This is a genomic window from Bradyrhizobium sp. USDA 4472 (genome assembly GCF_054058595.1).
Map to the genome: position 1 here is coordinate 855978 of NZ_JBSSAM010000001.1, position 24435 is coordinate 880412.

At 58.2% G+C, this 24435-nt stretch carries 16 protein-coding genes and 7 pseudogenes; 8 read left to right on the forward strand and 15 right to left on the reverse strand.

Annotated elements, in window-relative coordinates; translation table 11 throughout:
* Positions 1-591 precede the first annotated feature (591 nt).
* Complete coding sequence (locus tag ACVWZ4_RS04020) at positions 592-780, reverse strand: hypothetical protein (RefSeq protein ID WP_456701854.1); 189 nt, start codon at positions 778-780, stop codon at positions 592-594.
* Between the two features lie 477 nt (positions 781-1257).
* Positions 1258-1951, reverse strand: a pseudogene (locus ACVWZ4_RS04025) (methyl-accepting chemotaxis protein).
* A 1708-nt stretch (positions 1952-3659) separates the two neighbouring features.
* Between ACVWZ4_RS04025 and ACVWZ4_RS04030 the strand changes: the two are divergent.
* Positions 3660-3878, forward strand: coding sequence for a hypothetical protein (locus ACVWZ4_RS04030; RefSeq protein WP_456701853.1), 219 nt, complete (start codon positions 3660-3662; stop codon positions 3876-3878).
* A 275-nt stretch (positions 3879-4153) separates the two neighbouring features.
* On the opposite strand, the gene ACVWZ4_RS04035 is transcribed toward ACVWZ4_RS04030, so the two are convergent.
* A complete protein-coding gene (locus ACVWZ4_RS04035) occupies positions 4154-5185 on the reverse strand; it encodes an NEL-type E3 ubiquitin ligase domain-containing protein (protein WP_456701852.1) in 1032 nt (343 codons plus the stop codon).
* Here ACVWZ4_RS04035 and ACVWZ4_RS04040 point away from each other — a divergent pair.
* Entirely contained in the window at positions 5157-5657 is a 501-nt protein-coding gene (locus tag ACVWZ4_RS04040) for a hypothetical protein (RefSeq protein ID WP_456701851.1), read from the forward strand. The two genes, ACVWZ4_RS04035 and ACVWZ4_RS04040, sit on opposite strands and share 29 nt — an antisense overlap.
* A gap of 614 nt (positions 5658-6271) precedes the next feature.
* Here the strand turns inward: ACVWZ4_RS04040 and ACVWZ4_RS04045 are convergent.
* Positions 6272-6510, reverse strand: a pseudogene (locus ACVWZ4_RS04045) (TRAP transporter large permease subunit); the annotation flags it as partial.
* An 863-nt stretch (positions 6511-7373) separates the two neighbouring features.
* Between ACVWZ4_RS04045 and ACVWZ4_RS04050 the strand changes: the two are divergent.
* Positions 7374-8537, forward strand: coding sequence for a hypothetical protein (locus tag ACVWZ4_RS04050; protein ID WP_456701850.1), 1164 nt, complete (start codon positions 7374-7376; stop codon positions 8535-8537).
* 392 nt (positions 8538-8929) lie between these two features.
* On the opposite strand, the gene ACVWZ4_RS04055 is transcribed toward ACVWZ4_RS04050, so the two are convergent.
* The 8 genes and pseudogenes from ACVWZ4_RS04055 to ACVWZ4_RS04090 form a co-directional block, all read right to left on the reverse strand.
* Positions 8930-9118: a hypothetical protein gene (locus ACVWZ4_RS04055; RefSeq protein WP_456701849.1), complete on the reverse strand. Its 189-nt coding sequence runs from the start codon at positions 9116-9118 to the stop codon at positions 8930-8932.
* Positions 9119-9796: 678 nt separating this feature from the next.
* Positions 9797-10114 (reverse strand): annotated as a pseudogene (locus tag ACVWZ4_RS04060) (M16 family metallopeptidase); the annotation flags it as partial.
* Positions 10115-10121: 7 nt separating this feature from the next.
* A pseudogene (locus ACVWZ4_RS04065) lies at positions 10122-11220 on the reverse strand (M16 family metallopeptidase); the annotation flags it as partial.
* A gap of 1194 nt (positions 11221-12414) precedes the next feature.
* Positions 12415-12681, reverse strand: a complete 267-nt coding sequence (locus tag ACVWZ4_RS04070; protein WP_456701848.1) for a hypothetical protein — start codon at positions 12679-12681, stop codon at positions 12415-12417.
* 278 nt (positions 12682-12959) lie between these two features.
* Positions 12960-14852: a methyl-accepting chemotaxis protein gene (locus tag ACVWZ4_RS04075; protein WP_456701847.1), complete on the reverse strand. Its 1893-nt coding sequence runs from the start codon at positions 14850-14852 to the stop codon at positions 12960-12962.
* 1055 nt (positions 14853-15907) lie between these two features.
* Positions 15908-16717, reverse strand: a complete 810-nt coding sequence (locus tag ACVWZ4_RS04080; protein ID WP_456790038.1) for an effector protein NopP — start codon at positions 16715-16717, stop codon at positions 15908-15910.
* A 266-nt stretch (positions 16718-16983) separates the two neighbouring features.
* A pseudogene (locus tag ACVWZ4_RS04085) lies at positions 16984-17380 on the reverse strand (IS66 family transposase); the annotation flags it as partial.
* A gap of 381 nt (positions 17381-17761) precedes the next feature.
* Positions 17762-18612: pseudogene (locus ACVWZ4_RS04090) on the reverse strand (IS91 family transposase); the annotation flags it as partial.
* Between the two features lie 71 nt (positions 18613-18683).
* On the opposite strand from ACVWZ4_RS04090, the gene ACVWZ4_RS04095 reads away from it, so the two are divergent.
* The 5 genes and pseudogenes from ACVWZ4_RS04095 to ACVWZ4_RS04115 all read left to right on the forward strand — a co-directional run bounded on the left by ACVWZ4_RS04095 (position 18684) and on the right by ACVWZ4_RS04115 (position 22090).
* Entirely contained in the window at positions 18684-19094 is a 411-nt protein-coding gene (locus ACVWZ4_RS04095) for a hypothetical protein (protein ID WP_456701845.1), read from the forward strand.
* 34 nt (positions 19095-19128) lie between these two features.
* Positions 19129-19422 (forward strand): hypothetical protein, encoded by a 294-nt coding sequence (locus ACVWZ4_RS04100; RefSeq protein WP_456705364.1) that lies wholly within the window; start codon positions 19129-19131, stop codon positions 19420-19422.
* Positions 19353-20531, forward strand: a complete 1179-nt coding sequence (locus tag ACVWZ4_RS04105; protein WP_456701844.1) for an MFS transporter — start codon at positions 19353-19355, stop codon at positions 20529-20531. The genes ACVWZ4_RS04100 and ACVWZ4_RS04105 overlap by 70 nt, the downstream gene beginning before the upstream one ends.
* 157 nt (positions 20532-20688) lie before the next feature.
* Positions 20689-21383: pseudogene (locus ACVWZ4_RS04110) on the forward strand (SDR family NAD(P)-dependent oxidoreductase).
* Positions 21380-22090, forward strand: a complete 711-nt coding sequence (locus ACVWZ4_RS04115; RefSeq protein ID WP_456701843.1) for a dihydrofolate reductase family protein — start codon at positions 21380-21382, stop codon at positions 22088-22090. Before ACVWZ4_RS04110 ends, ACVWZ4_RS04115 begins: the two are co-directional and overlap by 4 nt.
* A gap of 17 nt (positions 22091-22107) precedes the next feature.
* Here the strand turns inward: ACVWZ4_RS04115 and ACVWZ4_RS04120 are convergent, their stop codons facing one another.
* From ACVWZ4_RS04120 to ACVWZ4_RS04130, 3 genes are all read right to left on the reverse strand, one after another.
* The gene (locus ACVWZ4_RS04120; protein ID WP_456742182.1) at positions 22108-22716 is read right to left on the reverse strand and encodes a LysR substrate-binding domain-containing protein; all 609 of its coding nucleotides are present in this window, start codon (positions 22714-22716) and stop codon (positions 22108-22110) included.
* Positions 22625-23017: a LysR family transcriptional regulator gene (locus ACVWZ4_RS04125; RefSeq protein ID WP_456701842.1), complete on the reverse strand. Its 393-nt coding sequence runs from the start codon at positions 23015-23017 to the stop codon at positions 22625-22627. The genes ACVWZ4_RS04120 and ACVWZ4_RS04125 overlap by 92 nt, the downstream gene beginning before the upstream one ends.
* A 133-nt stretch (positions 23018-23150) precedes the next feature.
* Complete coding sequence (locus ACVWZ4_RS04130; protein WP_456701841.1) at positions 23151-24431, reverse strand: glycerate kinase type-2 family protein; 1281 nt, start codon at positions 24429-24431, stop codon at positions 23151-23153.
* Positions 24432-24435 lie beyond the last annotated feature (4 nt).

Consider the following 24435-nt stretch of genomic DNA (forward strand, 5'->3'; position numbering starts at 1 on the left):
GTCTATGAGGTCATCGTGCGCTATCTAAGGATGCGCCGTACCTGTCAAAAATGACAGGTCATAAACGGGGGGTTGTACTTGTCGATAGCCGCGCCGCCGCGCGCTGAGCTAATCTGGACGTCAATCGTTTGGTTAAAAGTCGAGCTGTGGCTGCGGATGCCGAAGGACTAGCAACAGGGCTCAGGGAACAGTGCAGGACTTACGTAGTTTTCCCGGTAGCCCAGTTCGTGATGCTGGGCTAGAAGGTGCCTTGCCCCAGCTCACTTCCCCTTGGTGATGCTGGGGCTTTTTTCGGCTTAGGGCGGCTTCACCCAAGGGCCATCGGCAGGGTTGCGAGGCCGACGGTGGTCAGCCCCGTGCCAATGCGTACACTATCCAGGGCTGCCTCATCACGCCACTCGGTGTTCCTGCCCGAGACAAGCAGCACTCGTCCGACGCGCGCTACTTGAGATGGACCAAAGGCCGAACAGGAGCATCGCGGCGACGCCGACTGTGGAAGATTCTCGCCCCCGAGCTAGCTCTTTGCCCATGCTCGAAATCTAAGTTAGGGTGGAGCCGGTGTGCAATTCATGCCAGCCAACTGAGGCGGCGTTACTCGCCAGCCTCTTTGGTCTGCATTTCGGCTAATGCACACTCCAGCTCGCCGGCTAAAACCTTGTAGTGCGCCGCCGCGCGGCGAAAGACATTTCGCTTGATGTCGCTCTTAGCCGATCGTCTAAGCTCCTCGCAGTTGGCGATGTTCGCCCGGAGCCTCTCAAGGTGGACAAGGATGTCTTTCATGGAACCGTCCCGATCATGCCGAGGGCGTAGCAGATCGCTGATGACTAGGATAGTACAAATGGCACCGTGCTCCGCAGGATACCTGCCCGGTGACTTTGGATAGCCGACGTGTGCTCTTCGAGGCAGTCATCTTCAAGGCGAATAGCGTGCTCGAATTCTAGCCTCAGAGCCCGTTGAGCAGGCGCCCCTTCATGTGTAACGGCGTTGGTCGGTCGCTGCTTGCGCTGTTCGTCTATGGGAACGTTCCGGCAACTACGGGTACTTAGTTTTTGGGGTGGCGGCCTCTTATTCGCGTCGATAGACTCCTCGTAACAGCATTGGTTGGTCCCCCTTTCAGCCAGCTGCTGACCTCGCCTACGAACCGGCACACTTTGACTTCCGAGGCTCATCGCTCCACGCGCCCGACCCGAGAAAGTTTGAGTGCAGACGTTCATGGCGCATTGTTTCCTGACTTGCGCTTGGACCGGAAGCGCCGCACTACGCCTGCATGTGAGCCAAGAAGTCGCTGACCTGCCCCTGTAATGAAGAGATACTTTTGCTCAAATGTCTCGCCTTTCCAATGGCTTGGTCCGCCGACGAGCCAGAGGTGCGCGAGGCGTCATTTAACTGGTCAATATCTCTGGACGCTTCGCGCATATCAACACTGATGCTGGTGATGCTTCTTGAGATGTCGTTCTTCACAATCGATTGCTCTTCAATTGCCGCCGAGATGCCGCTCGATATCTCTTGTACTTTTTCGATGATGTCGGCGATATCACCCATCGCAGCGGTCGCCTGTGCCGTCCTCTGTTGAATGGCAACAATCTGAGCATCAACCTCGCTGGTCGCTTTGGCTGCCTGCGCAGCAAGATTCTTCACTTCTCCCGCCACCACTGCAAAGCCTCGCCCCGCTTCGCCAGCCCGTGCTGTCGATGGTTGCGTTGAGCGCCAGCAAATTGGTTTGCGAGGCTATACCTTCGATCATCTGGACGACGCTGCTGATCTTTGTCACCGACGCAACGAGCTCACCTAATGTTGTTTCAGCATGTGCGGTCTTGCCGCGCGCAGTTTGCGAGATATTCGCGGCGCTGGACACTTGTCGGCTGATCTCTGAAATCGAGGCCGAGAAGTCCTGAGCGGCCGAAGAGACTGCGGTCGAGTGTTCTTCGGTCTTTTTCACTATTGCTGTCACGCTTCAGTGCGAAGACAGACATCTCCCGTCGAAGCCGTCATTTCCGACGCGACCGCTTGCATGTCCTGCATCGAGCTCGCCACAACGTCGACCACTCGCGATACATCGCTGTCAAATCTTTTCGCAAGAATCAGCCGCTCTTCGCGCATGCGAACCAGGTCCGTTATGTCCTGCCAAACACACACGACGATCGGACGAACACCGTCGCTCGTCGGCGTCTTTCAACGCCGAGTCTGTAAGTCTAAATTTCGGCTTGTCACTGGACAACCTCAACGATTGAAGCTCGTTTGGCGCGGCACCACTTTTGAGCACCCCGGTGGTCGATTATCTTACGACCTACGACAGCTGGCCATTCCTAGCCGCGATGTTGAGCTTAAATTTCGCTTCGCCAGTTCACTCATTGACTACGTTTTTTCGAGCATCGCTCATGAATCGAACGGGTGGCGCGCTGTTGGTGCCGACGAACTGAGAGTCCTCAGTCGATCCTCGAGCTGTTGTCGGGCCAGTCACGCCTGGCCATTCATATCGATCGCGAGAGGGGCTCGAGAAGATCTGTAGCATAACAGAAGGTAGGCAGCATCACACGCATGATGCTTTGAGATTATTGGCTCACACATTGAAGGATGCGGAGCATGCCGAGCTTGCCGCAATGGACACCTCTATAGAGCCTCTGGAAAGCATGCTACCGGCAGACGACCTGAAGGTCTCCTTCGTATTCGATAGCGAGCCCTCGATTGTCGTTCAGCGGGGTGGATCCGTGGTCTCTACGAGGACGGATACCTTCCAGGACTTAAACCTAGCCTTCTGGAAACGGGGGCAGGCTCGTACATCGAGATGCTATCCCTTTCGCTGGCGGCCTTGAGCAGCTTGCTGATGTGTCTGTCTATGACCGAAAGAATAGTAGACGTGTTATCTACATCAGAGCTCGCACGAAGATCCTGTTTTCCCCGCAATTGCCTGCTGTCATCCGGCGGCGCGCACTCCAACCTGCCGCCGCCCCGTCTGCGACCGAGACGCGCGAGTTGCAGAAGTATCTCGTTGCCTCTCGCATTCTGAGGCTCGCAACGCTTTGTCAAGCCTGGCAAGCTCCGGAAGAGCGACACCCATCTCGTCCCAGTCCGCTTCAATCGCCGTCCGCCTGACGATCGCAACCGGAATAGGGGCAGGTGAGCTTTGCAGCATACTTGTTGCTGATGTGGCTCCCGAGCGGGGCGCGTGTCAGGATTCGCGGCAAGGAAGCAAGGGATCGGCGAAACTTGTTACCCAAACTAAAGGATCGGCGACGCATCGGCGCTGCTACGACCAATGCGGTCATGCCTTCTTCTCGGCAATCCGCATCGCAGCACCGGTCGCCTTCCATAGCGGATGTTCGAAGAGACCAACGAGGTTGTGATGAGGTCAGGTCACGTCGCGATCGAATGGTGGCTTCAGCGCAAAGATCAGACCTCCATTCCAGTCAGGATAAGTCTTGTCGTCTCGAAATTTGACGGAATGCCTATTCCGAGCGCGCTCGGCACGGCTCGTGCTCAATGAGCTTCGTCGCTGCCTGTCGGCCACGACCCTGCCGCTGGGCGAGCTGTTCGCAAGTGGACCTTGGCTCATCATAAGACCCATTAAGCAGAAAGACGGCAGGCGATAGCTGCTTTGCGCTGATTATCGCCATAGCTGCCGTGCTAAGCTTGAAATTCGTATTTTGCCCGGGACCAAGATGGTCGGACGCATTCGCAATATAGTCATTGCAGGTACTTTCCTCGCGGTTGCTGCCGGTAACGCTACCTGGGATCTGGTGAACAGCTATTTCGGCTGCATCCTCGCGCTCGGCGCGTCGTTCGCTGCCGGCCGTTGCTTCGAACGTGCCCTCATCAGACGCGCTCATCGCGAGATGACGCGGCTTCATGGCGCGGACTGGCGCGCGGGAGACCGTTAGTCTGGCTGGATCGGTTCACCGCAAGTAGAGTCTGCTGGAGGACTGTACTTTCCCGTTTCCGCGAGCAGGCCTGGCACCTAGAGGCGCCCGCGTCAGAGGCCGAGGGCTCTTAAAATCTGGCTCACGCCCGACGCCCTTTCCGGCGGCTCTAGTCGCCGCCGCAACGCGAAATTGTCCGCGGAGACCGGCGTGCCCGTCTACGACGCCGATGCCGCCGTCCATCAGTTCTAAGAAGGCGACGCCGCGTGTGCATGATTGGGGCGGGTATCGCACGATCAGGGCTCGAGGCCGTGCTGCCGCAGAACTTTGTGCATCAGCTCGCCTTTGATCTCACGTGCGATTTCGCTGAGGATCTGAGCTCCGACCACCCTCCGGGCATCGACATCATTTGTCAGGCCATGCTCCGCGAGCCGCTCGTTCAAGCGCGTCGGAAACTCATCTTCCATCGCATCGGCAAGCCGGTCCCGCATCGCGACATGATCATCGGGGGCGATCCGCCTCACCACCGTATCCCAGGGCTCCCAGCGCGTTGCTAGAAAATCCTCGAAACCCGTCGCTTCCAGTTCCCGCACCGACGTCTCAGCCCTAGCAACGTCGTCCGCCGTGACGTCAGCGAGATTCAAGAAGCGCATATCCGGGGCGATGTGGCGCAGTTCCAGTCGATCCCGTAGCTGGGTCTGATAGGCAAGATAGACCTCGATCTCGTCGATATTGGCCTCCGGGTCGGTACGACGGAGCGAGTTGACCGTCTCGCGCGCGATGTCGTCAAGCGCCTCCAAGCGAAACATGACACGGCCATGTTGGATCAGCTTGTCGAGCCGATTGTCATAAAGCCCGTCCTTGACATCAGCGTTCACGCGTGCGGTCTGCATGCCATTCCAGGTCAAAGTGATGCGGTCCTCGCAGGACGCAGTCGCTCCATTGGCCAGCTCGAAATACTGCTCGCGCAGCTGTGGCCTCAATGCGGCCTGCAGCAGATTCTCGGCCACCCGGTCGCGGAACGCCTGATGACCATAGTTCACCGTGCCCGCGAGCCTTTCAAGAAAGAGAGCGAAGTCCTGCGCACCTGGCTCTTCGGCGAAGCCCTGCCATGCATCCACTGCGCCGGGCTCGTCCGCGAGCCAATCCGCGACAACCTCGTGCAGAAGCCGCGGCTGATGTTCCAGCGGTTGTAGCGGCATAGAAAGTAAAACCTGCGGGCCGGTATAATGCGCGCCACGCGTGGCTGACGCCAAATCGGCCAGCACCGGGGCCGGTATCGGATTCGACCGTAGGTCGATGCTGTACGCGCTGCCGAGCTGCGTCATTAAGGTCGAGGGGCAGGCTCGTCAGCTGGTTGTTCCTGGCGCCGAGCATTTCAAGCCCGCCCGGGAGCGTCTCGGGCAAATTCGTCAGCCGGTTTTCGCTGACATCCAGATATCCAAGTCTGGCCGGGATTTCGGGCAGGCTTGTCAATTGGTTGTCGCTTGCGTCCAAGTAGCGCAATCTGGCTGGAAGATCGGGCAGGCTCGTCAGCTGATTTTCGCTGACGTCGAGGCGGCGGAGCCTAGCTGGAAGGTCGGGCAGACTGATCAGCTGATTATTGCTGGCGGAAAACTCCTCAATCGTTGCCGGAAGGGCGGGCAGATCGGTCAGCTGGTTACCATCGACGGTCAAGCTGCGGAGCCTGGATGGGAGCTCTGCCGGCAGGCTGGCCAACTCGTTAGCCATCAGCTGGAGGTGCCTCAGCCTGCTCGGGAGGGCGGGCAGACCAGTCAGACGGTTGTCAGAGGCGTATAGGTCCCGGAGTCCGCCCGGAAGCTGGCTCGGCAGGCTGCTCAATTGGTTACCGATGACGTTGAGGGTGCGGAGCGTGGGCAGGAGTGAGGCTGGCAAAGCGGTCAGGGACAATGACGACAAATTCAGCTCGTCTCTGACATTGCCCTCGTCCCGCCATGCCCTCGTCCGGATGACCGCCTGTTGCCGATTCTCGTCTTCGCCCTGCCCATCTTCCACTGCCCAGCTCGCTAGGACGCGGTCCTGGGACGAGACGAGGTCGGCGGCCGCCGCTCCTGTGGCCCATCGGGCCAGGACTGACGCCCACTGCGGCAGGCATGAGGGGGACCGTCCAGCGGACCCCGACGTTGGCTCGGTGCTTTCGGATTCGGAAGCTATGCCAGCGCGAGGCTGGGCCCGTTCTGTGTTCATTGAACTTCATGACATGTTTGCCTCAGCCAAGAAGGCGGCTCTATCGGCTAGATCGAGACGTTCGCATACTAGGAAGCTCAGCTGTCGATAAGCTGTCGAGATTGGTTTATCCGGTCGGCTAACATGCCCGGGACTGTCTGCCGCTGTATATGCCGAAATTCGCCTGAGCAGGAAGCTCGCCTTCCGTGAGGCTCCCGCCGAGCTTGTCAAAGGAAGCCGATCGAGAGCCACGGCACGGCTGCTACGATCAGGGTGCCGATCAGAAGCGCGATGATGTAGCCCACGATCGGCCTCATGCCCATATCCCGGTTGATGCGGCTGATGGCACAGACCGCGTACAAGTCCGAACGGCGGCGCGAACAGGCCGATGCCCAAGGACGACCACATTCGCGTAGTGGACGTCGTGCACCCCGACCAGCCGCGCGAGCGGAAACAGTAGCAGACCCTCGCAGGCGCTGCCCTGCAGCGCAGCCGGATAAGGGGGCTCGTATACGAAAACTCTCTTTCGCCAGCTTCTGCAACACAGAGAAAGGCGGTTCGGTGGAAAAGTCACAGCTACAAATGCGATTGAAGCGTAGCCCTGCTTCTTCAGCGAGAATAGTATATAAGTTTTCACTTTAAGAGTGACTCAACGTGGTCCGTCCGTTCTGGTTCGTGCTCGACGAAATGGACGAAGCACGGGGTCTGGGAGGTAGTCGCACGCAATCTGTCTCGTCGCGCTGTAAACCACGTCCGAGTTGTACTTCCATTTCAGGCTCAAGCAGCGCAATCGCGTGGTATCCCAACTCCGTGGTGAGGTGCTGCTTGAGAGGTGCTGGCGAAGATCGCTTTCCCGTGTGCCGAAGGCTCGAGCTTCGGCGGTGGCCTGGGAAATCAAGCGAATAGGGGGCGGCGCGTCAGAGCCCCGCTCACAATACGCTCGCCGTCTGCTATTGCGACGCCAACAGCAACTGCGCCCAGTTCTACATCGCACCCTGCGGCAGCCAATGACGCGAGTTTCCTCATTTTGATAGCGCTCAAACATTCTTTGCGGCAGAGCGGCTTGCCCGTTTCTAGTACTCGGAAACTTTGATTGCCGGCGACTTCTGCTCAGCTTTTTTGCTGCGGATTGGCCTGTATCGTGTATCTCAAGCGTTTGGTCGCACTGGGCCAGCGGAGAGTGCGGCTGCGTGGTCACTCAAGGTCGTGGGGCCATGTCCGCCCCACAGCATCCCTACTGGCTTGTGATAGTTTCGCATCCCACGAAGTGGTACGTTTGTGCATGGTGCGGGCGAGTATCGGACGCATTAAAATAGGGAGGAGACACGCATGAGCCGTTCGGGCCCAAGGCTACATCCGCCACTTATGATAGATCGATCTGAGATTGAGTCCGTCTCGAGCTTTTTGACGCTGCTAGTTGAGAAGCGTCAAGCGACATCTGAGATAGCGATAGCCACGGATGCAGATATTCGCATTCCGATTGACAGCGTCTCTAAGGATGGAAACTTCGACGCGTACGTACACGTGGGATTGGCGGGCGGCGGGCATCCCAATATCAAGCTGCTTGTAGATTCTGGAAACTCGACTCTCATTTTGCCTCGATTTGACGAGATCCAGCGACTACCCAATTTCAAAAAGAGTTACAAAATCGAAGCTGAAGATGTCAGAGAACCATGGGGCGCGCCAGCAAATATTGTCACAGGCCCAATTGTGCTACCGCGCGCGGGAGGCACGCATACGATATCCTCTTGCACATTTTACGCCTGCACTGACGTGAATGACTGTGGGGAGTACACAGCAAATTTTGGGATTGGCTGTGTAGACCCTTGGTCAGCCGGAGATTCGCATGAACTGCGATCCCCGCTTTCATACGGGGCAGACTACGTTCAGATCGACTATGCTCCCGTCGATCAAGTTCTTGCCTCAGGCGGTAAGCTGCGGGTTGCACCTGGATCGTACCTTACCCTATGCAGGGCAAAACCGGACGGCTTCTCGACGACGCTAAAGATCCTTCAAAATTTGGCTTGGATGGCGCTCAAACCGCAATCCTTGGTCATAGGTGCGCAGAGAACAGATTGGCCGGGAAAGGGAGAAAACACATCCGTAGCTATGATCGACACCGCAGGGGGTCCAGTATTTCTAAGCGATCCCGAAAATTACTTACGGAAACGCGATTGGCCCGAAACATTGCCGGAAACGATACCAGATTTTTGGGTGTCTTCTTGCAAGGGGATGAGCGCTGACCTTGCCTTTTCGCTAACTGACGGCAAAGAAACGGTATTACTAACCATACGCAGCAAGGCATTGACACCTGCAGTTCAAGGCTTGTCTCTGATCATGTGTGATAAATGTGAGTTTATGCGCGCTCAGGACGGAATGAACATCGGTGGGCTAACGGCTCTTTTCTACTCGATTTTGATAGATTACAAAAATGCGCGAGTTGGATTTAAGCCGAAGCTCCATTCTGTCCGTGAGCCGGCAGTTCTCTCGTGAAGACAGGAATGTGAGAGCAAGCTAGTCGTAGCTAACCTATGATTCAGTTTTGGTGGGCGTACCTTAGTTTTAAAAATCAAGCATCGCGGCAGGCCACTCCTGCACTGTTTCTCCATCGAGTAGGCCAAGATGGCCAATTTCCTTGTGCATCCATCAGCGGGGTGAGATCGGAAAATTCAACCTCAATGAGCTAAAAGCCTGCGTCGCTTGCTTGCCCTTTTGACTTCTCCTTTGACAACCGGCGTATCGCCTTCGCGACTGAGCTCTACCTTAGAGACTGCTGGTTGAACCGCGCGCTTTCTCAGTAGAAGATGACTCTGATGCGGAATAGCTATGCCCTCTTTGGCGCTCTCAATCATGAAGATGGGGGCCGAAGTCCTCTCCAAGTTACGTCATCGGTTTTCAAGCCGCCGGGTTAACCTCCGGGAAGCGCTGCCCGTTGAGGACCTCGTTGATACGGCCTTGATTTCAAGCTGCGCGGCGATCTGGTGCTGATGCAACTGTTCATCGCGAGCGAGCTTCTTGATCATCGCCACGGCTTCCGGGTTGAGCGGTCCGCGGTACTTCTTTCGCCCCTTCAATCTGAAGCGCCTTGTACACCAGCGAAGCCGGTCCTTCGGGCCACCCAGAGCGATTGCACCAGAATGGCCCTGCTTCGCGCCGAACTTCAGCCAATGAGGCCCTCGCGACCAATCGACACCCGCAAGCCTGGCATCTTCCGCCGCATTGAAGGCGTGGTTGATTGCGCCAGCAGTGAGGGGCTTGTTTAAGTCGTCCGCCCATCAGCTCGCGGAGAACCTCGTGATCGACGACGCCCAGAGCGCACCAAACCGACGGTGATGCAGCAAACGTCTTGCCGCGCTGATCGCGCTGCAATGCTCCGTTCACATCAACCACGGCAGAGTACCAAGCGACCGCCGCGCGGCGGAAAGTCTCCAACCGGTCCTCGTCATCAACGGCCAACATCGGTGAGGATAAGAACAGTGGACGCAGGCAGCTTCAGGCCATCGAGCGATTCGCCAAGCGCGGGCATTGAGCTGGTTGGCAGGTACCACGATGGGGCGGTGAAGGGCTGGACGCTTGGTGCCAGTGCCACCTGCGCCTTAATCAGGCGATTTTCGGGCTAGAAAAATTGCGGCAAGTTGTTTGGAATCGCCCTCTAAGGGCGCATCCTTATACGCCCCCTTTAGGAAGCTGAAGCCTCGCAGCCTCAGCTCCCTCGGTTTAGACCAGCTGGACATTTTGGTGTTAGACCGGGCTTAGAGAGGGCGGCCGACAATGACGGTCAAAAGCCCGTGGCCCCACAGCCGCTTGGCTGCCGCCTTGGCATCATCCAGAGTCACGGCATCGACGATGGCGTTGCGCTTCTCGATGTAATCGATCGGCAGCTTGTGCTCCTGATGCTGCAGCAGCTTCAGCGCCAAACTGGAGGACGTGTCGATCGCCAGCATCTGCGAGCCTTTGAGATAGGACTTTACGTCGTCGAGTTCTTTCTGAGTCGGTCCATCCTCGGCGATACGGCGGACCTCCTCCTCGATCGCCTTTGTCGTATCGCCGGCGCGCTCGGCACGCGTACCGGCTGTGGGTCTTGACCCTCTCAAGATCTTCGGCGCGGACCGGGTTCCGGGCGACGTCGGCGATCACGCCGTCTATCGCGCCCTCGACCTCGGCAAAGCCGACGCCTGGTTTCGGCGAGGCCGAGATCGCGAACCGGGTCGGGTCGGGCGAGATGCTGGAATAGCTAGCGCTGGCGGAGACCGCGAGCGGCTTGTCGACGACGAGCGCGCGGTACAGATACGAGTTGCTGCCGCTCCCCACCAACTGCGCCAGGACGTCGAGCGCGTCACTCTCTCCGGCCGCGGCGGTGGTCGCCGAGGGCACCAGATAGTAGCGGCGCAGGCTGGGCTGCTCGACGCGCGGGTCGGACAGTGTGACGGTGCGCGGCGCTGCAGGTTCCGGCTCCTGTGGACGGATGCGCCGCGCCGGGATGGCCGGCCGGGGTAGGATGGCGCCGAAATTGCGTTCGACCAGCGGACGCACATCGGCGACCTCGACATCGCCGGCGATCACCAGGATTGCGTTGTTCGGGGCGTAGAAGCGACGGTAGAAGACGAGCGCGTCCTCGCGATTGAGCTTTTCGATCTCCTGACGCCAGCCGATCACCGACCGGCCGTAAGGATGATTGAGATAGAGCGCGGCCATGAGCTGTTCGTGGAGCCGCCCGTCTGGATTGTTAGGCAAGGCCCATGTTGTACTCTTCGAGCACGACATCGCGTTCGGGCAGCACGTTCTCGTCCTTGAGCACCAGCCCGCTCATGCGATCGGCCTCGAACTCCATCATGGTCGGGAGCTGCTCTTTCGGCACGCGCTGGTAATAGTTGGTGTAATCGACGGAGGTCGAAGCGTTCTCGTTGCCGCCGACGCGGAGCACGGTCTGAGTGAATTCGCCGAGGGGATGCTTCTCGGTACCCTTGAACATGAGATGTTCGAGGAAGTGGGCAAGACCGGATTTGCCCGGCGTTTCGTCGGCCGATCCGACCCTGTACCAGATCATCTCTGTGACCACGGGGGTGCGGTGATCCGGGATCACCACGACCTGGAGGCCGTTGGGAAGCGTGAAGCTGGTTGGCCGCGTCCCTGCAAAAGATGCCGATGAGACGCCGTTCAACAGGAGGGCGCACATCAACGTCATGCTAGCGGGCGAATGACCGATTGAGATGAGGATGCCGCGCCCCTAAAAGCACTCCAGCTAGAACTTGCGAAAAGAAGGGTCGACAAAGACGGGATTTCAGCTGGAGTGTCAGAGCATTTTTCAAGCGCCGTTGCAATTTATTCACAATGAAAAATAAGGTCGGTGTCGACGTGTGCATCGGACGCTCCATCTTTTGCGATTCTCCAGACCGCGATTGATCCATCGCAATAACGTCGGTCCAGTGTGTAGCCGCCCGTTGCATTAGCCATGCCAAAGCAGATAATCATTTCGTTATAGCGTGGTCGCTCAAACCAACTTGTCAGCATCCGCACACAGCGTGGTTCATCGGACAGGACGTCGTGGGCTCAGATCTTGCGCGCTTACCTATCCGGCCACGCCGGCGAACGTGGTGATCTGTGGGCAGCTCCACCGCGCACCGGGCACACTGCCGAGTCATCAGTGACGATCCGCAAAGCGGATCGCTCGGTTGTGATGGCCGAGCGCGCAGCGAACGGATTTGCTAATCAGCCACTTCAGCGTTTTGGGCAGCATCTTCGCTCGGCCCGCTATGACTGATCTGTTTATCTGTACGGCGTACGGCCTGAGCGCCTTCCAGAATTTCACCAGATCGGCAGCAGTACAAAGCGCCGAGCCTCTTTAGATGCGGAGACACAAGTACTTAAGCTCGAGATAATCATTCAAGCCATCCACATCGGATTTGGTACGCACCAATTGCCCAGCGGTGCCGGCTGAAGCTTGATCTCGAGCAGCTTTCCTGGCTCACCCTTCAACGTGCGCGGTGGCTCCAAGGGAGCGAACTCCTCGCCTCCTACAACCCTTCGAGGTACTTCTGTGAGCGGAACGCGTAGGTCTTCATGCAATCGACCGCGATCGAGCCTTTCGTGCCTTCAACGCATGTGCCTGCCCTGAACGTCCGAGAACACCGCCTTGAGGCGGAGATTTTTTGTCGTGCACTTCGGGCACTTGCATAGCCATGAGTAGGCGGGGTCGGCGAGGTTCGTTGAGACAGGCTACACAGGCCTCAATCGCCGTAGATTCGTTCTGCAGCCGCGCGACCACGGTGTCCACGACGTGGTCGGCATCTTCGGGCTTCGTATGGCGCGTTGCGAAATGGCTCTCACTGCCCGGATCGAATTCCAAGAGGTTGGCGCGTCAGTGTCTCCTTCAATTGCCGACGATATCGTCCTGGCATGCGCCTCCTCCGAGCCTCGCGAGTTTCTTCGTGTCCAGATCCGACAGCACAGTAACCTTAGCGGCTCGCGCCGTGTCGGCGTCGGGCATAGCGGACTGCCCGGCTACGGAACTCGCTGCACTTCCGGCCTGCCTGCGCTTGCCTTCTTTCCTGCGCGCTGGGGTGCCTTCGGCCGCCAGGGCCTTGTCGGCAGTGTCGGGCGGTATGCCAAGGCCAGCCTCCATTGGCGGCGCAATCATGGCTGGACGCTCCGCGACTATCGCGCGATTTACTTCGGCGCAGCTGTGTGGATGCAACGGAGAGGATAAGGAGACAATTCAAGAACCTTGCTCGGATGGCGCGGTCGCGTGTTTCGCTTGGCGCAGAGCTGCAACATTCGTTAGCGGTAAGCCGACTTTACCCGGTCAGGGCATGCAAGTATCGCCCTGTCTGGAGAATGCCTGTTACAGGAGCCGGCAAGCGCCACGTGCCGTTAGAGCGCCTTCGCCGCGCCTTGCATAACATCTCTGCCTAAGGATCATGATCGGATCCCGGTGAGAAAGTCATCGGCCTCGATTTTTAGATGATGGCTGGTTCGGGCAAGCACATTTGCAGATGTCAGCACCTGCGACGATGATGCACCTGTCATGAACGCTTTCTGCGCGACCTGCCTGATGTTGCCTGCGACAGTCGTCGACATCGCGGCGGCATGCTGAATATTCCGAGCAATATCTTTCGTGACTGCGCCCTGCTGGTCCATCGCCAAGGCAACCGCTGATGCAATTTGTGAGATTCTGCCAATGCTGTTTCCAATGCTGGTGATGGCGCCGACCGATTCCAGCGTCGCCGCCTGAATATCAGAAATCTGCTGTCCAATTTCAGCTGTCGCGTTCGCCGTCTGAGTTGCTAACGACTTCACCTCAAGCGCCACAACGGCAAAGCCGCGGCCGGCGCCGCCGGCACGAGCGGCCTCGATCGCTGCATTGAGCGCTAAGAGGTTGGTTTGCCTGGCGATCGCTGCAATTAGGTCAACCACCCCACCGGCTTTTGTTGCAGCTGCCGATAGCTGGCTCATCCGCCGGTCTGTTTCCTCAGCCTCTCGCACGGCTCCATGGGCGATCTCTGTCGATCGCGCGACCTGGCGGCCGATCTCGGAAGCGGACGCCATCATCTCTTCCGTTGCCGCAGCAACCAGCCGAACATTGGCTGATGCCTCCTCCGATACGGACGCAACGTTATCAGAGATCTCCCGAGTAAGCTGTGCCGTCTCCGTCAGCTCCCGAGCGGAAGCTTCCAATTCGGTCGATGCGGACGACATCGTATTAATGACGCTGCTGACGGCACTTTCAAATCTGACTGCCAGTTCCCCAAGCTCTGCTTTGCGGCGCTCCGCGAGCGCGCGATCCTGTTCTTGACTCGCTGCAAGTTCCTCTTGCAGTTTTTCCCTCGATCGCAGCTTAAACGCTTCCATGGCCTGAGCCATGTCCCCGATCTCGTCTGAACGGCCAAGCCCCGGCAGCGTGACATCGAACTGCCCGGCCGCAATTTGACGCATTGCCGCGCTCATGTGGCTTATAAGTCTCGCCAGTTTCTGGCCAACAAGCACCGCAATGAAGCCAATCCCGAGCGTTGCAAGCCCGATTGCCCAACCCAAAGTCTCTCTGAGGCGAACGGCACGCTCTTCAGCAGAGACAGCGCGCGCCTCCGCGGCTGCTATTGCCTTCAAAAGAAGGGGACGATTCCGGCTGTAGATTTGGAGGAGATCGTCAACTTGGTCGTCCAGCGCTTGCTGCGATACAAGAAACGAAAGAAAGCTCGATCGATAAGAAGCAATCAGAGTCCTCAACTCAGTCTTGGATTCCGGGGCAAGATCTGAAGCAGCAAGCGCGGCCTCGAATTCGACGACGCGCCTTTCCAGTTCATCACCATACTTCTCTTCATGACGCAGCATGAAATCCTTCTCGTGCCGTCGCATCATCAACATTAATACGGTCAGGTGCGGCTTATTGAAATGTGCGAGCCGCGCTTCAGCCTGATGTACCGCTTCGCGGAGCTTACCCTGGAGGCCGTCATTTTCCGTAAGCCCGAGCACCCGCTGCGCGGACACGATGTTATTAAAACGAGTCGCATAAAGGTTGATTCCAGCGCGAAGGAACTTCACGTCTCTCAAGGGATCGCCCTCGGGCAAGGAATCGGCCCGCTCCTCGATTTGGCCAAGGTCCGCCAGTGCGTTATTGACGCTCTCGGCTTGTCGAACGATCACGGCTTCGTCGTGCTTGCGCAAAAACTCCAACGCTAGCTGCTGGGACTCAAGAAAGGCCTCGGAAAGGGACGTTAGGTGAGCGCGGAGATTGGTGCTCTGGCTTACATCACTCTGCGCCTTCGCGAGATAACTGATTCCGGTAACGCAAGTCGCGCCAGTCACAAGCACGCTCACGATTCCCAAAAACCCAATCTGGGTGCGCAGACTCGGTCGAAGCTGACGAAGAATTATTGATGGGAGCCGTTTGACGGTTCTAAGAGCGGGCATCAGATGTCCAATAAATGCAATAACGTTCCGCCAAACCCCTACTTTTGATTGGTTACATAAGATTGAACTCGATTGTCATATGAATCATACATGCGCGAATGGCCAGGGATGGCACGCATTTGGCAACATAGCAGTAATAATCCGACGCACAAATTCTGCGGTCTGCCACTCATGCCCGCAGGATTCACGCGCAGAATGGCGATAAAACTTGCGCGGAGAGAACCGTGCTGCGAGGCGCCATCCAAAAATATTTCGAAGACTCCGCCATTTCGTCTTGCGACTTCGACGCCCCACGGATGGATCGAATAAAGGCGGATCGTCTTCTGCCGGAGGGGCTGGCTCGATCGGCACTTGACTGGATGCGCTGGTCGTTAGCTGAGTGGATCTCGCATTCGACCCACCTGGAAAAGTCAGGAGATCAATCAACGCGTGACGGCGCGAGAATTTAGCATCGGAGCCGCCAATATGCCGAAACCTTGAGCTGTTCAGGGTTGGCTTCTCGGATGCGGGGATGCTTTTTAAATTCCCGGCTCGCCACCACCGATTTCAACCTCAATCTCGGCTATAACTGGATCTTGCCATGCGTCCGCTGTCGGCGAACCGGGTGGATGGTCTCGTTGCTCGAAGATTTAGCTCGAACACTGCGAAAAAGGGCTAACAAAGCCTTGCTCACCCAGCGAACCCGGAAAGACCAAAGCAATTCTGACGCCGAGGACACAATGACGCTCGCGCCTGCCATAGGCAATCCGCTCCTCCCGCCCGGGCCACAGTCGAAAACCCCGGTTGGAAGCCGGGGTTTTCTCTTGTGCTATTATAGGCACCAACTCTCGTAAACTGCCGTGGTACGGTCAGTACAGTGCACCTCACGGATTGAGCTGCAAGGCTCTATCGTAAGCCGCAGGTATTGGCTGGTCTCCGCTCCTGCTCCACTTCAATGAATTGGTGGAGATTTCACCTCACATAAAGTCTCCATCCGAGTCGGACTCTGGTGAAGGTTCATCGTCGCTCGCCGTTTTGACTTTGGAGAGATACATCGGCGAATTGGTTGCACGCTGCCATTCACCATCCCTATATCTCCACTGTCTGGACTGGGTGGGATCAAGTACCATATCATTGTGATCTACATCAACGAAGCCCATTTGTTCTGCACGGGCTCTCGCTTCGTCACTGGCAGGACGCCAGTTCACAAGCGGCCGCTCGCCGTCTTGCTGTAGTTGGTGCTCGAGCAGAATATCGCCAGCGTTTCCAACGAGCGGATGAGCAACCTGAAAATCCACGATTGATGTGACGTGAGTTCGTCCGGGGAACTGATGTTGCCACCGGTCGGTGGTGAACTCAGTCGCCATAGGAAACCCGGCTTCCGTTCTTTGGAGACCGACGCTCCTATTTCCTAATTGGTAGCTGTAATATCGCGCGGCATCAGAATCCTTTCGGATCCCGTAATTGCTAGCAACGTGCGCGGTCCGCCTAGCTCTTTCGGATATAAATTCCGAGTATTCCTGCGGATTGTTGGCGATATGATTGATCTCGTCACCATGAAGGCTCCTCACCCGTTCCCGGAATTCGGCTTGGTCGATCTCGACAACGGGAGATCTTGAAGTCAGGTGATAACTCGGCTGCGAGGATGAGCTGGCACCCGAATCCTGCAATCCCATTCTACCGAACGCGTCCGCGAAATAGTCAGCATTCCCGTGCTCCGGGGAGCTCGCATAATGATACTCATCAGCGGATGGAACATCGGACCAACTGTTAATTCGACCGTCCATGACGACCACACTCCTATGGCTGTTGCATTGTGTTCAGGTCATTAGACCTGGCTCCGCCGATAAGCAGCTTAGCTGTCCGTAAGCTGACCCCGACAAATAAACGGAAGCAAAATTCTCCGAAACGGTAGAGCGAGCCGCGAGAGCGCGCAGTTCGGCGCCGCGCTCGCCGGAGCGTCTTCATAACTCGGCCGAACTTGAGATCAGCGTGAGCGAAGCTCCGTTCCCACGATGAACGCGCCATCAGGAATCGGCTGGGCGATCTCATGGAGGAAGCGAGCGAAGCCGTCCCGGCGCCTGAGCATATAATTGATAGGCTTGAGCACCTCGGACGAGCGCGAGAGGGTTTCCGCTCGAGCAGCGGTCAGGCGTGCATGTCGTCGAGAAGCGGCTGCTCTGTTCCTGGCGGAGGGCGCGCCGATGCTTAGCCTCACAGCCGTTAATGTCGCGCTCGAGTCGAAAAAGCCTCTCCGGGCATGGCATAGCGCAACACGCCGACGTAATGGGCAGTGTGTTCTTGGGTGGGTCGAACAGCGGCTTTGTCGGAATCGGCTTGCAGGATGCCGGCGAAGACCACCAGATGGATTTGGGGACGCTCGCTTCGCCGGTCGCTTGAGGCGTAATCACAGCTGGCCGCGGCGGGAACCCGTTCAGCGGCCGGTCGTCGAGCTTATGTAAATCTCGACATAGTAGAGAGCGTTTTTAGATTGGCGGCGCGCGGTTCGGTACCCAACACGAGCACTCGCGAGCGGCGCCGGTAATCTAAAAACGTGTTGGACGAAGCCGCGGGCACGCCGCTGCAGCTATGGGTGTTGAATCACTGCGCCGTTATTTGTGGACGTCGTGACCTGGACTGGAGACAAGTCCAAAGGGACATTACCCGAAAGTACTGGGTGGAAGGGACATCTGGGAAGCGAAGTAGCCGAAAAATGCGAAACGCCGGAGGGTTGACGTCGGAAGAACGACAACAGGGCATCTATCGGCTGCCACGGCGGCCGGAAGAATTGCGCAATAAGGTGGCGGTTCTTGGTTGATTGAGGTCTCGCATCAACAAATGTCCGGTGAACGAGTGGCGCTGAACGAACCTGGCTGCAAGACCTCGACGCACACCATATGGCCTTGATGACAGGATGGACATTGACGCAAGGAAGCGGCATTGCAGTGCTCAGCCTTCGCGGGGCAATCGGATGGCTCTTCCGGGTTCGAATGAGCATCGGCGGATATCATTCCGAGCAGTTCACGGCAGCGAGCGAGCTTTTGCTTGCGGTAGCGGTTACCCAGAAAACCATAGTAGCGAATGCGTTTGAAGCCTTCGGGCAGGATATGGATGAGGAAACGCCGGATGAACTCCCCGGCGTCCAGCGTCATTACTTTCTGCTGGCTTCCGCGGCGGTAATCCTTGTATCGAAAGCGCACTTTGCCGACTTCGATATCGACGATACGGCTGTTGCTGATCGCCACCCGATGCGTGTAGCGGCCGACATAGTGCACAACCTGTTCGGCGCTACCAAATGGCGGCTTGGCGTAGACAACCCAATTGATTCTGCGGACCTCGTTCAGATAACGCCGAAGCGCAGCCGGATCACGCAACGCTTCCAGCGACGAGAAGAATTGTAGCTCGCCAGTATCAAACGATTTTTGCAGGGCGTTGAGAAATAGCCGCCGGAACAGGCGAGAAAGCACGGCCACGGGAAGAAAGAAGCCCGGCCGGCACGCGATCCAGCGGCTGCCATCTGGAGACAGTCCTCCTCCAGGAACGACGCGATGGAGGTGGGGATGGTGAAGGGAGGTTCTGCCCCCCAAGTATGAAGGACGGAAAAGAACCCGATCTCGGCACCGAGGTGCTTGGGGTCGGCAGCGATGGTCCGCAAGGTCTCTGCAGCTGTGCGGAACAGAATAAGTCCGCGACGCACTATTCCGCGCAATTGCAGGCCGGCCCAGCTTAACCCTGGAACGTCGGAGCAACCGCGTGCGTCTGCGACCGGTACTCGGCGAGGTAAGGCCGTCGATTTTCAACACCGCGACCGCCAAGCCCGTCGATGTCGTATCAGGCATTGTACCCAAGACTGACGTCGTCTGGAGCGAAGCTTGCGGCCTGCGCGTCGATTACCGTCTTGAACAGCTCTGGCTTCTGGTTGAGCCTATCGTTATCACCGAGCTTGCCGCAGATGCATCAGACGACACACTCGAGCTCACACGCGAGTTTGTACGCGAGCGACGTGCGCGTCGACACAATCGCCTCGCCAACGCCATGCTGGACGGCTGGATAAGCCTCATTGTGGGTCGACAGCCAAGCGTGCGTCTCAGGGCGTTTGGTATCGCGGTCGAAACTAAGCGGCTGCATATGCGGTCGGACATCTTCGCTTCATGGGCGGTCTAACTGCCATCGCACAGACAAGAGAATTGCTTCGGCTATGAAACATAACGCAATCACGGCTCCGCACGGGCTCGCTGCTGCACAGGTCGTCCTTGCCCTGGGAGAATTATTCATAGGCACCGGCGAATTCGCCGCCATGGGCTTGTTGCCCGGCATGGCCGAGTCCATCGACGTTTCAATACCCAAGGCGGGTAATCTCATCAGCGCCTATGCGCTTGGCGTGGTCGTCGGCTCTCCATTACTCGCCGTGCTCACGCTCGAATGGAGCGGCGGCCGCTGTTGGTGGTGCTTGCTTCGATTGTCCTGCTCGGCAATGCCGCGTCGGCACTAGCGCCAGGAGTCCTCGGGCTCACTGCGGCTAGATTCCTCGCCGGTCTCCCGCATGGCGCTTATTATGGTACGGCTTCCATCGTGGCAGCGGCCATGGTCCCGCCGTCAAACCGGGCCCAGGCAATCGGCCGCGTTATGCTCGGTCTCGCCGCCGCAAATGTCGTCGGCGTGCCGGTGGCCACGTGGCTAGGCCAAGTTTTCGGCTGGCGCTCAGCGTTTGCGCTGGTGGCCGTCGGAGGGCTGGCACTAATTGGCCTGATCCGCATATTCATCCGCATGGTCGCTGCCGACAAGCAGGCCAGCCTGCGGCGGGAGCTTTCCGCTTTCTCCAACGTGCAGATCTGGCTGACACTCGGGGTGGCCACGATCGGCTTCGGCGGGATGTTCGCGGTCTACAGCTACATCACTCCAACGCTGACCCAGGTTGTGGGTGTCACCGCCGCGCATGTTCCGGTTTTCCTGGCGCTCTGGGGGCTAGGTATGATCGCCGGCAACGTCGCCGGAGCATGGCTTGCTGATCGCGCGTTGATCCCATCAATTTTCGGGATCATCATATGGAATGTGGTCTTCCTTGCTGCCTTCGCCGCGGCGGTGAAGCAAGGCCCCGTTGCCGCTGGCCTCACGCTCCTCATGATCGGCATCGGGTTCGCCCTGGTGCCTGCTCTTCAAGCGCGTCTGATGGACGTCGCGCGACATGCTCAATCGCTGGCGGCGGCCATGAATCATTCGGCATTCAATCTCTCCAACGCTATCGGAGCCTGGATTGGAGGAATGGCCATCAGCGCCGGTTGCGGATGGCCCTCGACCGGTCTCGTTGGCTCGGCGCTCGCAGGCGCGGGACTTATTGTAATGGTCATATCTGCACTGCTTGCACGGCTCCCAGCGGGCACGACGAGCCGCCTGGCCTCTGCTGGTATCTGTGCCAGGTGCGCTCTGGTAGAAGAACCCGATATCAACGTCGAGGCTCTGGGCGATCTGCGGCGTGGTCAGAAACACTTTGCGGCGCCAATCGTCACTCAAGTCTCACCCGGCGCGTTGGGTTTCCAATCGCCGGGATGCAGGGCGGCCCAGGAGCAGCACTTCTTCATACTCAAAACGAGGAACCACTGATGCACGAAAGAGATGGACGACCCGCATTGTTTGCCGCAGGCAATGTCGCCGTCATTACCGGCGCAGCCAGCGGCATCGGGCGTGCGGCGGCGGAACGCTTTGCTACCCTCGGTATGCGACAGGTCCTGTCCTGTTCGATCAGGACGAGGTTGAGTTGGTGCGCGTCGCGAGCGGCCTTCATGCCGAGGTCCGGCACCTAGCTGGGACCGTAACTCGCTTCGATGATTTGGAGCGCTTGCGCGACCTAGCCATCGGCGCCTTCGGCGAGGTCTCGGTGCTGATGAATAATGCCGCCATTGGTCGGGAGGACGGTAACTGGACCGGGTTGAGCGATTGGCGTCGGATCATCGAGGTCAACCTCTGGGGCGTCGTGAATGGCGTGCACGCACCGAAGCAATGCTGGCTCAGCAATCGCGCGGCGCGATCATCAACACGGGCTCCAAACAGGGCATCACCAATCCGCCGGGCTTTCCCGCTTACAATGTTGCCAAGTCCGGCGTGAAGACCTTGACCGAGCAACTGGCTCACGGACTGCGGGGAGAGAGCGACGCCGTGACGGCCCATTTGCTTGTTCCTGGATGGACCTACACCGGAATGACTCACGCGCCCGACGGGAAGCAGCCAGCCGGCACGTGGACGGCCGACCAGGTGATCGACTTAATGATCCCTCGAGTTGAGTCAGGTGACTTCTATGTCATCTGTCCGGACGGTGCCGTCACACCAGAGCTCGACGCCGCGCGGATTCTATGGGGCGCCACGGACATGACGGAGAACCGTCCCGCCCTGTCGCGCTGGCATCCCGCCTGGAAGGAACGCTTCGACGATTTTGTAGCAAAGGAGACGGGCGCATGAAGCCCTATGTGATCTGCCAGATGATGGGCCCGCTTGACGGTCAACTTCTTGTCGAGCAGTGGGCCCCGTCCACCGGACAGCCCAACGACGCGCTGATCGCGGAATATGACCGTGTGCACGAACAGTTGAGCGCAGACGCCTGGATCGTGGGACGAGCGGTCGGAGCCAAATTCGCTGACGGCGGGCCGCACGCGCCGATTGATACGCCCGCCGTCGAGCGTCCGGTTCGTGTGGCGCGCAGCGGTGCTGAGGAATATGTCGTGCTGATCGACCCCCACGGCAAGCTTCACTGGACCGGACCGACGACCTATGGGGCGGCGACGATTGTTCTGCTGGGGCGGAACGTTCCGGACGCACATCTGGTCGACCTGGCCTCGGACAGCATTTCCTATATTATCGCCCACGGCGAGAAGATCGATCTCTTCCAGGGGCTTGAGATACTCAACGCAAAGTTCGGGATCGAGCGGCTGATACTTGAGGGGGGCGCACACAGGAACGCAGAATTCCTTGAGGCAGGCCTCGTCGACGAGATCAGCTTGCTCCTCTTCCCAGCAATTTGTGGTCGGACCGGTTGTCAAACCATATTCGGGGCGCGGCCAGACGGATTTGCCGGCCGGCTTCGATTGTCGACGATTTCGTCGGAAATGCGTCAGACCGGCGTGATGCATCTTCGGTACAAGATGGAGTACCCTCGGAAAAGTCAATGACCGTGACGCGCGTGAAGTCACCGCACCTCGTTCTTCAAGAAGGAAATCAGGGCGCGGAGCGCGATCGGCACCTGCCTGCGGCTACTGTAGTAGATATGAAAGGCGGGCCCAAACGAACTCCACTTCGGCAGCACTTCCTTCAGCACCCCGGATTTGAGCTGATCCTGGACGCGCCGTTCGATGCAATAGGCTATGCCGGTACCGGTCTCTGCGATTTCGATCGCGAGCGCCGTCTCGTTGACGACGATCGCCCACTCCACTGAAACCTGTCCGCAGTCAGAGCCTTTCTCGAGCTCCCAGTGGTAGATCGCTCCTGTACCAGTGCGCTGACCAACACATCGGTGGAAAGACAGGTCCGACGGAGTCTTCAATTGCGGCCCCTGCGCCAGATAATCTGGCGAAGCGACCATGATCCAGCGAAGATCTGCGCCGACCGGTACAGCAATCATATCCTCAGGAACGGACCCGCCGACGCGAATGCCGGCATCAAAGCTGCCGCCAACGATATCGATGAACTCGTCCTGAACGACTATCTCAAGCTTCACCTCCGGGTAATCCAACATGAATCTTGCGAGGTTCGGGCCGAAAGCAAGCCGAGCTGCGTCGGTGAGGACATTGATCCGCAGACGACCTGACGGTGTACCCCGATGAAGGTTGAGGCTCTCGATCCCGCTCTCGATAGCCTCGAAGCCCCGTCTCCAGGCTCGCCAATAGCTTCTGGCCCGCTTCCGTCAGCGTGACGCTTCGATTCGTGCGGTTGGCCAGACGAACACCAAGCCTCGTCTCAAGTCCGCGCATCGCATGGCTGAGTGCCGATCCTGAGACATCGAGTTCGAGAGCGGCACGACGGAAGCCGCCGGCGCGCGCGATCGTTCTGAACAGGTTCAAGTCCCCAAGGTCGGAACGGGTGAGTGTAAGGCGAGCCATGCACTATCTATGGTCCTCGTTCTGAAGGCCCACATAAACTGCGGGGGCTGACCTCACGCATCGGCAACACAAATACGAGGTTCACAACCGCATTTTTCCTGAATTGTGCGCCAAGCTCGGAGATAAGCAGGTGCTAGTCGACCAAAATGACTCTGATGTCGTTCACATTGGTCAGCGTTGGACCTGTCTCCAGTAAGTCGCCGGTTGCCGCAAAGAATGCGCTGGCGTTATTTTCATCGAGAAAGTGCTGAATGTCGAGCCCAAGTGATTTCATCCTGCTGAACGTTCGCTCATCCACGATAGCCCCGGCTGGGTCGGACGCCGCACCTCCGCCGCCATCGGCACCGTCCGTATCTGCAGCAATCGCCGCAATCCCCGTGACATTCTTGAGTGAGTCGGTTAGCGAGAGCGCATACTCCTGATTGGGACCTCCTCGCCCATTTCCGCGCACTGTAACAGTGAGCTCACCGCCAGACAGTATAGCGACCCGCCGTCCGTTTCGGCGCATGTCCAGCGCGAGATTCGCGTGTATGGCGGCCACTTCGCGCGCTTCGCCTTCGACATCGGCACCTAGATCCATGATTTCGTAACCGGCTTTTTTGGCATGGACGATCGCGGCGTCGAGCGACGCCCTGGGCCTTGCAATCAATTTAAAGCGCGCACGGTCGAAGCATGGATCGTCAGGCTTGCAACTCTCGTTTCTCGGATCCCGCAACGCGCGCAGAATTTTATCGCCTACCTGCAAATCGTACTTGTAGACGATTGCACGTGCATCCGCGAGGGTTGTCAGATCCGGCACAGTCGGCCCGGATGCGATGGCAGAAGGATCATCGTGTGGGACGTCAGAGATTGCTGGTGTGACGATCTCGGCCAGCTTCCCTGCCCGACCGAGGCGCCCACCTTTGATACGGGACAAGTGCCTCCGAATGACATTTATTTCATCGATAGGAGCGCCGGAGCGCAATAGAGCCCTCGTTAGTTGCTGCTTCTGGTCGAAGGTGACGCCATCTGCGGGTGCAACCCAATTCGCCGAACCACCACCTGACAATAGAACGAGTAAGAGATCTTCTGGCAGCGCGCTGCTTGCCAACTGAAACGCTTTCTGGGCGCTCGCCAAACCTGCTTCGTCGGGTATTGGGTGACCGACCTCGACGACACTAATACGACGCGTAGGCACTGCATGGCCATGCCGTGTGCTGGCGATGCCTATCAGTCGATTCGGATCAAGGTGCAAATCATCGAGATAGTGCCGCTCGGTGGCTGCCGCCATAGCCGCCGCACCCTTGCCGGCTGCGAGACAGATTACGCGACCTTTTGGCTCCCGCGGGAGATGGGGAGCGAGCACAACACGGGGATCCGCGGCAGCAACGGCTGCATCGAACATGGCACGCAGAAGCACACGCCGGTCGGTCATCTCA